The 13,015-nt window shown below is 75.4% G+C and carries 1 protein-coding gene and 1 pseudogene; both read left to right on the top strand.

Annotated features, from left to right (window positions below; genetic code table 11):
* The first annotated feature begins 120 nt into the window (after positions 1-120).
* Positions 121-8,862, top strand: coding sequence for a type I polyketide synthase (locus ACWCSV_RS04010; RefSeq protein WP_451138264.1), 8,742 nt, complete (start codon positions 121-123; stop codon positions 8,860-8,862).
* A 108-nt stretch (positions 8,863-8,970) separates the two neighbouring features.
* Positions 8,971-12,945, top strand: a pseudogene (locus tag ACWCSV_RS04005) (type I polyketide synthase); the annotation flags it as partial.
* Between the last annotated feature and the right edge of the window lie 70 nt (positions 12,946-13,015).

Here is a 13,015-nt window from a genome sequence, read left to right as displayed (position 1 = left end):
CGCGGCCCTGCGCCCCCCCGCGACGCCACGACGCACCACCGAGCACCCGCACCCGGGCGCTCGCCCCTGCCTGATCCGCTCGGCCTTCCCCAGCACCGGGCACTCCGCACGAAGGGTGGATTGATGAACGACAGCCGGATGCGGTATCTCCTGGAGCGGGTCACCGCCGAACTCCACGAGACCCGCAAGAAGTTGCGCGACGCCGAGGAGGGCGGCCAGGAGCCCGTCGCCATCGTGGGCATGGCATGCCACTTCCCCGGCGGGATCGACTCCCCGGAGGACCTGTGGCGGCTGGTGTCCGAAGGAGGTGACGTGGTGGGCGACTTCCCCGACAACCGGGGCTGGGACACCTCGGCGCTCTTCGACGCGGACCCGGACCGCCCCGGCACCTCCTCCACCCGGCGAGGCGCGTTCCTCGCGTCCCCCGGTGACTTCGACACCGACTTCTTCGGCATCTCGCCGCGCGAGGCGCTGGCCACCGACCCCCAGCACCGGCTGCTGCTGGAGACGGCCTGGGAGACGTTCGAGCGGGCCGGCATCCGCCCCGGCACCCTGCGCGGAAGCAGCACCGGCGTCTTCGTCGGCAGCAACGGCAACGACTACGCACCCCCGGTCGGAGCCGTCCCCGAGGACCTGGAGGGCTACATCGTCGTCGGCAACGCGGCGAGCGTCGCCTCCGGCCGCATCTCCTACACCTTCGGGTTCGAAGGCCCCGCCGTCACCGTCGACACGGCCTGCTCCTCGTCCTCGGTCGCCCTCCACCTGGCCGTACGGTCGCTGCGCTCCGGCGAGTGCGACCTCGCGCTGGCCGGCGGCGTCACCGTCATGACCACCCCCTCCACCTTCGTGGAGTTCTCCCGCCAGCACGGCCTCGCGGCGGACGGCCGTTGCAAGGCCTTCGCCGGTGCCGCCGACGGGACCGGCTGGTCCGAAGGTGCGGGGCTGCTGCTCGTCGAGCGCCTCTCCGACGCGCGCCGCCTCGGCCACCGGGTGCTCGCCGTCATCAGGGGTACGGCCGCCAACCAGGACGGCGCGTCGCACGGGCTGACCGCGCCCAACGGCCCCGCCCAGCAGCGGGTCATCCGCCAGGCGCTCGCCGACGCGCGGCTCACCGCCGGGCAGGTCGACGCCGTCGAGGCGCACGGCACCGGCACCACCCTGGGCGACCCCATCGAGGCGCAGGCACTGCTCGCCACCTACGGCCAGGAGCACACCGACGAGGCTCCCCTGTGGCTCGGCTCCGTGAAGTCGAACATCGCCCACACCCAGGCGGCGGCCGGGGTGGCCGGTGTCATCAAGATGGTGCAGGCCATGCGGCACGGGGTCCTTCCGAAGACCCTGCACCTGGACGAGCCGTCCCCGCACGTCGACTGGGCGTCGGGCGCCGTGGCCCTCCTCGCCGACCACCGGCCGTGGCCCGAGACCGGGGAGCCGCGCCGCGCGGGTGTCTCCGCCTTCGGCATGAGCGGCACCAACACCCACATCATCCTGGAACAGGCACCGGCAACCGGACCCGGAGCCGCGACCGAAGAGGAACCCGGTCCCGCACGCGGTACCGAGGGCCCGGCCGCCGTACCCCTGGTGCTCTCCGCGCGCACCCCGGCCGCCCTCGCCGCCCGGGCCGCCGGACTCGCCGCATACCTCCGTACCGGTCCCGACACGGCCGCCGTCGCCCGCGAACTCGACGCGGGACGCACCGCGTTCGAGGAGCGCGCCGTCGTCGTCGGCGCCCGGCACGAGGAGTTGCTCGCCGGGCTCGACGCCCTCGCCTCGGGGGAATCCGCGCCCGGGCTCGTGCGGGGGACCGCCGGGGGTGAGCGCCGCACGGTGTTCGTCTTCCCCGGCCAGGGCTCCCAGTGGACCGGAATGGCCCGCGAACTCCTCGACACCTCAACGGTGTTCGCCGACAGCATCGAGGCATGCTCCCGTGCGCTGGAGCCCTGGACCGACTGGTCCCTGACCGATGTGCTGCGCGAGGTGGAGGGCGCCCCCGGCCACGACCGGGTGGACGTCGTGCAGCCCGCGCTCTGGGCGGTCATGGTGTCCCTGGCCGAGCTCTGGAAGGCGCACGGGGTACGCCCCGAGGCCGTGATCGGGCACAGCCAGGGCGAGATAGCCGCCGCCTACGTCGCCGGGGCTCTGACCCTGGACGACGCGGCCCGGGTGGTCGCCCTGCGCAGCCGGGCCATCGGCGCGCTCTCGGGCGGCGGCGGCATGGTCTCCGTGACGCTGCCCCGGCGCGAGGCCGAGGCCGCGATCGCCCCCTGGGGCGGACGCATCTCGATCGCCACGGTCAACGGCCCCTCCGCCGTGGTGGTCGCCGGTGAACCCGCCGCCCTTGAAGAGTTCATCGAAGCCGGTGAGCGCGACGGTGTACGCACCCGCAGGGTCCCGGTCGACTACGCCTCCCACTCGGCGCAGGTCGAGACGGTCCGCGAGGAACTGCTGACCGCCCTCGCGCCCGTCGCCCCGCGCGCCGCGACCGTCCCCCTCCTCTCCACGGTCACCGGCGACTGGCTCGACACGACCACGATGGACGCGGAGTACTGGTACACCAACCTCCGGCGGACCGTCCTCTTCGAACCGGCCACCCGGAAGCTGCTCGCCGAGGGCCACGACGTGTTCATCGAGGCCAGCCCGCACCCGGTGCTGACCTCCGCCGTGCAGGAGACGGCAGAGGCGGCGGACGCCGACGCCGTCGTCACCGGCTCGCTGCGCCGGGGCGAGGGCGGCACGGCCCGCTTCCTGGCCTCGCTGGCGGAAGCACAGGTCCACGGGGTCGCCGTCGACTGGAGCCCGGTACTCGCGGGCCCGCGAGCGGACCTCTCCGACCTGGCCGGCCTGCCCACCTACCCCTTCCAGCGGCAGCGGTTCTGGCTGGAGAGCACGACCGCCCGGGCGGACGACGCCCCCGGTCTCGGTCTGCGCGCCGCCGGACACCCGCTGCTCGGCGCATCGCTGCGCCCGGCCGAGGGCGACGGGCTGCTCCTGACGGGGCGCCTCTCCCTCCGGACCCACCCCTGGCTCGCCGACCACACGGTGCTCGGCCGCGTCCTCGTCCCCGGCACCGCCCTGGTGGAGCTGGCCGTACGGGCCGCCGACGAGGCGGGGCGCGACACCGTCGACGAACTCGTCATCGAGGCGCCCCTCGTGCTGCCGGCCGACGACGCCCTCCAGATCCAGGTGGCCGTCGCGGCACCCGCCCAGGACGGCCGCCGCGCGGTGACCGTCCACTCGCGCCCGCAGGACGCGGCGGACGGCGAAGGCTGGACCCGGCACGCCACCGGACACCTGTCCCGTACGTCCCGCCCCGCGCGGACGCAGGGCGCGCCGGGCAGCTGGCCACCGCCGGGTGCCACCGCGCTCCCGCTGGACGGCCTCTACGACAGGCTCGCGGAATCCGGTGTCGCGTACGGGTCCCGCTTCCAGGGGCTGCGCGCGGCCTGGGGGCTCGGCGAGGAGATCTTCGCCGAGGTCGCGCTCGGCGGTGAAGAGGCTTCGGCGGCAGGGGAGTTCGGGGTGCACCCGGCCCTGCTCGACGCCTCCTTCCACGCGGCGGCCCTCGGCACCCCGTCGCAGGCCGGACCGGACGAGGTGGCGCTGCCGTTCGCCTGGAACGGGGTACGGCTGCACGCCTCGGGCGCGACCGCCCTGCGGGTACGGCTCGCGCCCACGCCCGACGGCGGGCTCTCCCTGGACGCCACCGACCCGGCGGGCGCTCCCGTCGTCTCCGTCGCCTCCCTGGTGTACCGCCCGGTGGCGGCGGCCCGGCTCGCCTCCGCACCCGGGGCCGCCGAACCGCTGTACCGGCTCGGCTGGACCCCGCTGCCGCTCGCCGCCCCCGCCCCCGCGCCCGGGCCGCCGGCGGTCCTCCTGCCCGAGGGCGCCGAGCCGCGGCACACGGACCCGGACGCCTCGGTCCGGTACCGCGACCCCGCCGAGGTCGCCGCCGCGGTCCGCGCGGGCCGGGCCCCGGCCGGGCCGGTGCTGTACGAAGTGCCCGCCGAGGGGCGGCCGGAGGACGGTACGCCCCCGCCGGAGCACGCCCGGACGAGCCTGGAGCGGGTGCTCGCCCTCCTCCAGGACTGGCTCACCCACCCCGAACTGGACGCCGTCCCGCTGGCCGTGGTGACCGCGGGCGCCGTATCCGTGGACGGCGAGTCGCCGAACCTCGCCACGGCGGGCGTCTGGGGCCTGCTGCGCTCGGCCCAGTCCGAACACCCGGGCCGCTTCCTGCTCGTCGACACGGAGCCGGCCGGACATGCCGGACAGGACCCGTCCCCCGACCTCCGCGCGGCGCTGGCGACGGCCGCCGAGGCGGGCGAGACGCAACTCGCGCTCCGCGCCGGTACCGCGCACGCCCCCCGGCTCGCCGCCGCCGCAACCGACTCCTCAGGGACCGGCTCCACACCCTCTCAGCGCACCTGGCGCTTCGGTCCGCCCGAGGGCACGGTCCTGGTGACCGGCGGCCTGGGACTCCTCGGCAGACTGGTGGCCCGCCACCTCGTCACCGAACACGGCGTACGGCACCTGCTGCTGACCGGCCGGCGCGGACTCGGCACGCCGGGCGCACCGGAGTTCGTCGCCGAACTCACCGCTCTGGGAGCCGAGGTGACCGTCGCCGCAGCCGACACGGCCGACCGGGACGCCCTGCGGACCGTGCTGGACGGCATCCCGGCGGTCCACCCGCTCACCGGGGTCGTGCACGCGGCCGGGACCCTGGACGACGGTGTCGTCGCCTCGCTCACCCCCGACCGGCTGGACACCGTGCTGCGCCCCAAGGCCGACGCGGCGTGGAACCTGCACGCGCTCACCCGGGACGCCCCGCTCTCGGCGTTCGTGGTCTTCTCCTCGGCGGCGGGCGTCCTCGGCGTCCCCGGCCAGGGCAACTACGCCGCGGCCAACACCTTCCTCGACGCGCTGGTGGCGTACCGCCGCGCCCACGGCCTGGTCGGGACCTCCCTGGCCTGGGGCCTGTGGGCGGAGAGCAGCGAGCTGACCGGCCACCTGGACGACACCGCCCACCAGCGCAACGCCCGCCACGGCACCCGCGCCCTCACCACCCCCGAGGGCCTCGCGCTCCTCGACGCGGCCGGAGCGACGGACCACCCGCTCTTGGTCCCCCTCGCCCTGCGGCACGGCGCCGACCCCGGGCAGATCCCGCAGGTCCTCCGCGACGTCGTGCGGACCCGCAGGCCCGCCGCCCGTCAGGCCGCCACCGGTACGGACGGCACCACCCTCGCGGCGCGGCTGCTCCCGCTCGGCGCGGCCGAACGCGAGGAACTCCTCTCCGACCTGGTCCGCGCGGAGGCGGCGACCGTCCTCGGCCGCTCCGACCGCGACACCATCGCCTCCGGCCGGGCGTTCAAGGACCTCGGGTTCGACTCGCTGACCGCCGTGGACCTCCGCAACCGGCTGGGCGCGGCGAGCGGGCTGCGGCTGTCGCCCGCGCTCGTCTTCGACCACCCCACCCCGCAGTCCCTGGCGCGTTTCCTCCTCGCCGAACTGCTGGGCGAACACCCCGAGCCGGCGGCCCCCGCTCCCGTGGCCGCCCCGGACCCGGACACGGACGACCCGGTCGTCATCGTCGGCATGAGCTGCCGGCTCCCCGGTGGCGTGGCCTCGCCCGACGACCTGTGGGACCTGGTCGCCCAGGGCGGTGACGCCGTCACCCCGTGGCCCACCGACCGGGGCTGGGACAACGAGAACCTCTTCGACGAGGACCCCGACGAGCCGGGCCGCACCTACACCCAGCACGGCGGATTCCTGCACGACGCGGCCGAGTTCGACGCGGCTTTCTTCGGCATCTCGCCGCGCGAGGCGCTGGCGACCGACCCGCAGCAGCGGTTGCTGCTGGAGTCGTCATGGGAGGCGTTCGAGCGGGCCGGTATCGCCCCGGACGCCCTGCGCGGCAGCCGTACCGGCGTCTTCGTCGGCGTGATGTACAACGACTACGCCTCCCGACTGCGGGAACTCCCGGCGGAGTTGGAGGGCTACCTGCACAACGGCAGCGCGGCCAGCGTGGCGTCGGGGCGGATCTCGTACACGTACGGGTTCGAGGGCCCCGCGGTGACGGTGGACACCGCGTGCTCCTCCTCGCTGGTGGCGCTCCACCTGGCGGCGCAGGCACTGCGTTCGGGGGAGTGCGACCTGGCGCTCGCGGGCGGGGTCGCGGTGATGGCCTCGCCGTCCGGCATGGTCGCCACCTCCCGGCACCGGGCGTTCGCCCCGGACGGCCGCGTCAAGGCGTACGCCGCCTCGGCCGACGGCACGAGCTGGGCGGAGGGGGTCGGGCTGCTGCTGGTGGAGCGGCTGTCGGACGCGCGGCGCCTCGGGCACCCGGTGCTCGCGGTGGTACGCGGCTCCGCGGTGAACCAGGACGGCGCGTCGAACGGCCTGACCGCGCCGAACGGACCGGCCCAGCAGCGGGTCATCCGGCAGGCGCTGGCCACCGCGGGTCTCGCCCCGCACGAGGTCGACGCGGTCGAGGGGCACGGCACCGGCACCACGCTGGGCGACCCGATCGAGGCCCAGGCGCTGGTGGCGGCGTACGGCACCGGACGGCCCGAGGACCGGCCGCTCTGGCTCGGCTCGCTCAAGTCCAACATCGGCCACACCCAGGCAGCCGCCGGGGTCGCCGGGGTCATCAAGATGGTGCAGGCCATGCGGCACGGCGTGCTGCCGAGGACGCTGCACGTCGACGCGCCCTCGCCCGACGTGGACTGGGCCTCGGGCGGGGTGCGCCTGCTCACCGAGGAACAGCCCTGGGAGACGGACGGCCGGCCGCTGCGCGCGGGCGTCTCCTCCTTCGGTGTGAGCGGCACCAACGCGCACGTCATCCTCGAACAGCCCGCCGCCCCCGCCCGTCTCCCGGAGCGGGAACCCGCGCCGGCCGAGGACGGCTCCCCGCTGCCCTGGGTGCTCTCCGGCCGGACCCCGCAGGCCGTGTCCGACCAGGCCGCGCGCCTCCTCGCGGCGCTGGACCGCCCGGACCGGGCCCCGGCCGCCGCCGGCACCGCCCACGCGCTCCTCACCGACCGCTCGCACTTCGACCACCGGGCGGTCGTGGTCGCCGCCGGCCGGGACGGCCTCGCGGACGGCCTGGGCGCGCTGGTCCGGGGCGAACCCGCCGGAAACCTCGTCCGGGGAACCGCGACCGAGGGCGTCCGCACGGTCTTCGTCTTCCCCGGCCACGGCTCGCAGTGGGCCGGGATGGCCCGGGGACTGCTCGACACCGCACCGGCCTTCGCCGCGCGCATCGAGGAGTGCGCCCGCGCCCTGGAACCCCTGGTCGACTGGTCGCTCACCGATGTCCTGCGGGAGACCCCGGGCGCCCCCACCCTGGACCGGGTGGACGTGGCCCAACCGGCCCTGTGGGCCGTGCTGGTGGCACTCGCGGCCCAGTGGCAGGCGTACGGTGTGCGTCCCGACGCGGTGGTCGGGCACAGCCAGGGCGAGGTAGCCGCGGCCTGCGTGGCGGGCATCCTCACCCTGGACGACGCCGCCCGCATCGTCGTCGAGCGCAGCCTGATCCTGGCCGGGCTCGTGGGGAAGGGCGGCATGGCCTCGCTGGCGCTGCCGCCGGCCGAGGTCGAGCGCCGGATCGCGGCCTGGCCGGGACGGCTCTCGGTGGCGACCGTCAACGGCCCCTCGGCCACCGTGGTCGCCGGGGACGAATCGGCCCTGGACGAACTGGTCGCCGAGTGCGAGGCGCGGGGCGAGCGGGCCCGGCGCATCAGGGCGGCCACGGTCGCCGGGCACTCACCGGTGATCGACGAAGTGAAGGACGAACTCCTCGGACGCCTCGCCTTCGTCGCGCCCCGCACGGGCGAGGTGCCGCTCTGGTCCACGGTCACCACCGCGCTCGCCGGACCCGGGGAGCTCGACGCGGAGTACTGGTACCGCAACATCCGCGAGACGGTGCGATTCGCCCCCGTCATCGAGCAGTTGCTCGCCGAGCGGTACACCGTCCTCATCGAGGTCAGCCCGCATCCGGTGCTCACCGGCAGCATCCAGGACACCGTGGACGAGGCGGAAGCCGCCGGCGTCACGGTGACCGAGACGCTGCGGCGGGACCACGGCGGGCTCGACCGGTTCCTCACCTCGGCCGCGGCCGTCCACGCCCGAGGCGCCCAGGTGGACTGGTCACCGGCGTTCGAGGGGCGGCTGCCGGAGCCGTCGGCGCCTGTGGAGCGGATCGAGCTGCCCACGTACGCCTTCCAGCGCCGGCGCTACTGGCTGGACGCCGGCACGGCCGCCGCGGGACCGCTCGCCGGGACCGCTCCGCGGGCCGGAGCCTCGGACGGGGATCCGGGCCCCGGCCCCGGCCAGGACCACGAACAGGCGGGCCCGGGGGCGCGGTTCGCCGCCCTGGCTCCCGCCGCCCGCGCCGAGGCCCTGCTCGACCTGGTGGTACGCCAGACGGCGGAGGTGCTGGGGCACGAGGACGCCGGGGAGATCGGCGCGGACCACGCCTTCAAGGGACTCGGCCTGGAATCGCTGACCGCCGTCGATCTGCGCAACCGGCTGGCCGCCGCCGTCGGCGTGCGACTGCCGGCGACCCTGGTCTTCGACCACCCGACACCCGCCGCCGTCGCCGCACACCTCGACGGGTTGCTTCCCGACTCCCCCGCCGCGGGGAGGGGTTCGGCGACGGACACCCTCGCCCTGCTGGAGCAGGCCGTGCCCGGCGCCGACCCGCTCGACCCGGAGGCTGCCGAACTCCTCTCACGTCTGAGGGTGTTGGTGGCCCGATGGGGTACCGGCGGGGCCGCTGCCGGGCGGGAGGAGGTCGAGGAGATCGACCTGGACGGGGCCACCGACGAGGAGCTCTTCGAGCTGATGGACAACGAGGCGCGATGACCCACGACCGTTCGCTCTTCGTGACCTCGCATCAACTCGACTCACGCACAGGAACCATGGAGGAGGTGGCCGGTCGTGGCCGATGAGGAGAAGCTGCGCAGTTACCTCAAGCGCGCGCTCGCCGAGAACCGGGAGGCGCTCAAGCGCCTGCGCGAGGTCGAGTCCGGCCTCAAGGAGCCGATCGCCGTCGTCGGCATGAGCTGCCGGCTCCCCGGCGGGGTGGACTCGCCGGACGCCCTGTGGGATCTGGTGGCCACCGGCGGCGACGCCATCACCCCGTGGCCCACCGACCGGGGCTGGGACCTCGACGCGCTCTACGACCCCGACCCCGCCCACCCCGGCACCAGTTACGCCCGGCACGGCGGATTCCTGCACGACGCGGCCGACTTCGACGCGGAGTTCTTCGGGATGTCGCCGCGCGAGGCGCTGGCGACCGACCCGCAGCAGCGGTTGCTGCTGGAGTCGTCATGGGAGGCGTTCGAGCGGGCCGGCATCGCCCCGGACACGCTGCGCGGCAGCCGTACCGGCGTCTTCGTCGGCCTGACCGCGCAGGACTACCACCACCGCCTCACCGAAGTACCGGCCGAACTGGAGGGGTACCTCGGCATCGGCAACCTCGCCAGTGTGGCGTCGGGGCGGATCTCGTACACGTACGGGTTCGAGGGCCCCGCCGTGACGGTGGACACCGCGTGCTCCTCCTCGCTGGTGGCGCTCCACCTCGCCGTACAGGCGCTGCGCTCGGGGGAGTGCGAGCTCGCGCTCGCGGGCGGAGTGACCGTGATGTCCACCCCGGCCGGCTTCGTGGAGTTCTCCCGCCAGCGCGGGCTCTCGCCGGACGGCCGGTGCCGTGCGTACGGCGCCGGGGCCGACGGCACCGGCTGGGCGGAGGGGGTCGGGCTGCTGCTGGTGGAGCGGCTGTCGGACGCGCGGCGCCTCGGGCACCCGGTGCTCGCGGTGGTACGCGGCTCCGCGGTGAACCAGGACGGCGCGTCGAACGGCCTGACCGCGCCGAACGGCCCGGCCCAGCAGCGGGTCATCCGGCAGGCGCTGGTCGCGGCCGGTCTCGCCCCGCAGGACGTCGACCTGGTGGAGGGGCACGGCACGGGCACCACCCTCGGCGACCCGATCGAGGCCCAGGCGCTCCAGGAGGTCTACGGCACCGGACGGCCCGAGGACGCCCCGCTCTGGCTCGGCTCGCTCAAGTCCAACATCGGCCACACGGCCGCGGCGGCCGGAGTGGCCGGACTGATCAAGGTGGTGCAGGCGATCCGGCACGGCGTCCTCCCGCAGTCCCTGCACGCCGCCACACCCACCCCGCACGTCGAGTGGGCGGGCGGCGGAGTACGGCTGCTGGACGAGGCCCGGCCGTGGCCCGGGACCGGACGCCCCCGCCGGGCCGGGGTCTCCGCCTTCGGCGTGAGCGGGACGAACGCCCACGTCATCGTCGAGGAGGCCCCGGCCGCGCCCTCCCCGGACGAGAGCGGGCCGGAGACCGGCACCCCCGCGCCGCGTACCGCCGGCGTGCTCCCCTGGCTGCTCTCCGCCGGGTCGGCGGCGGCGCTGCGGGACCAGGCGGCCCGGCTGGCGGAACTGCTGGACTCCCGCCCCGGCCTCGACCCGCTCGACGTGTCCTGGACGCTGGTCACCGCCCGCACCGCGCACCCGCACCGCGCCACCGTGGTCGCGGGGGACCGGGACGAGCTCCTCGCGGGGCTGCGGGCCCTGGCGGACGGACATCCCTCGGCCGCCGTCGTCGGCGCGGGGGAAGACCTTCCCCGCGTGGCCCGCACCGGGCGCACCGCCTTCCTCTTCACCGGACAGGGCAGCCAGCGGGCCGCCATGGGACGGGAACTGCACGAGCGGTTCCCCGCCTACGCCCGCGCCTTCGACGAGGTGGCCGCCGCACTCGACCGACACTGCGCCGGCCACCTCGCCCACCCGGTGCGCGAGGCCGTGCTCCGTGCCGACCGCGGTGAGCTGCTCGCCCGCACGGAGTACGCGCAGCCCGCCCTCTTCGCCGTGGAGGTCGCGCTCTTCCGCCTGCTGGACACCTGGGGGGTGCTGCCCGACGTCGTCGCGGGGCACTCGATCGGCGGCCTCGCCGCCGCGCAGGTGGCCGGAGTGCTCTCCCTGGAGGACGCCGCCGCCCTGGTCGCGGCGCGCGGCCGGCTGATGCAGGCGCTGCCGCCCGGCGGGGCGATGGCCGCGGTCGAGGCGACCGAGGAGGAAGTCGGCGAGGCGCTCCTCGGACGGGAGGAGACGGTCGCGATCGCCGCGGTCAACGGTCCCCGCTCGGTGGTCGTCTCCGGCGACGAGGAACCCGTTCTCGCCGTGGCGGCCGGCTTCAAGGAGCGTGGGCGCAGGACGTCCCGGCTGCGAGTGAGCCACGCCTTCCACTCGCCCCGCATGGAGCCGGTGCTGGACGAGTTCCACCGTACGGCCAAGGCGCTGCGGTACGAGGAGCCCGGCATCCCCGTGGTCTCCGACCTGACCGGCGCCCTCGCCCGAGCGGGGGAACTGGGCACCGCCGACCACTGGACCGAGCACGCCCGGCGGCCCGTCCGCTTCCTGGACGTGGTGCGGGAGTTGCGCGGCTCGGGGGTGACCCGGTTCGTCGAGATCGGACCGGACGCCGTCCTCACCGGGCTGACCGCCGAGATCCTGACCGCCCAGGACCCGGACGCGGCGCCGCCCGCCGTACTCGTACCCCTGCTGCGCGGAGGCCGGCCCGAGACGACGACGCTCCTGACGGCGCTGGCCCGCCTCCACGCGCACGGAGTTCCGGTCGACTGGCGGGCCGTCTTCGAGGGCCGGCGGCCCCGCACGGTCGACCTGCCCACCTATGCCTTCCAGCGCCGCCGCCACTGGCTCGACGCCACCGTGACCCGCCAGGTCGCCGCCGCGTCCCCGCTCGTCGAGCACGAGCCGACCGCCACCGGGCCGAGCTGGGCCGACCGGCACGCGGAGCTGTCCGGGCCCGCGCTCGACACCGCGCTCCTCGACCTCGTCACGGCGGAGGTGTCCGCGGTGCTCGGGCACTCGTCTCCCGACGCGGTCGCCCCCGACCGGGCCTTCGTCGAAGTGGGCCTGGACTCCCTCTCAGCCGTCGAGCTGCGCACCCGGCTCGCCGCCCGCACGGGCCTGGTGCTCGGTGGAGCCCTCACCATCCGCTACCCCGAACCAGCTTCGCTCGCCGACCACTTGGGCGAGCTGCTACGGGCGCGGAAGCAGCCCGCCGCACCGGCCGACGGGCCTCTCACTACGCTCTATCTGCGGCTGTGCGCAGCCCAGGAGATCAAGGCGGCCACCGAAGTGGCCATCGCGGCCTCCCGGTTGAGGGACACCTTCACTACGGCGGACCGCACCCGGCACGTGACCGAGCCGGTGGTGCTGGCGCAGGGCGGCGCACGGACCGCGCTGGTCTGCTTCCCCGCCCTCACCGCCCTCTCCGGACCGCACGAGTACGCCCGGTTCGGCCGGGCGCTGCATGGCGTACGGGACGTACTCGCCGTCCCCGCGCCCGGCTACCCCGAAGGGAGCGCCCTGCCCGACTCGGCGGAGACCTTCGTGGCGATGCAGGCCGACGCCGTTCAACGCCTGCTGGGAGACCGGCCGTTCGCCCTGCTGGGGCGCTCCCTGGGTGGCTGCGTCGCCCACGCGGTGACCGCCGAACTCGAACGACGCGGCACCCCGCCGACCGGCCTGGCCATGGTGGACACCTATCCGATGGACACCGCGACCCTGCCGGGAATGGAGTGGTGGATGCCTGCCATGATCAACGGAATGGTCGACCGGTTCGACGCCTTCGACCTCGGGCTCACCGACAACGGCATCACCACGATGGGCAGTTACCTCACCACCTTCGGCAGCTGGCAGCCCCGGGAGGTCACCACCCCCACGCTGCTGCTCCGCGCCGAGGCCCCCCTCCCCGGTACACCGGACGACCCCGCCGGGGACACCCGCGCCTTCTGGCGGCTGCCGCACGACATCACCGACGTGCCGGGCGACCACTTCTCCGTACTGGAGGAGCACTCGGCGACCACCGCGGCCGCCGTCGAGACGTGGCTGAGCCCCCGGGACTGAACCCGCGCGCCGCGGAGGAACCGACGGCACCGCACCGAACCACCGCATCCGCACCCCGAAAGACACGAGA

The sequence above is a fragment of the Streptomyces sp. NPDC001770 genome (genome assembly GCF_053596135.1).
This window is presented reverse-complemented; position numbering and strand designations above follow the sequence as displayed.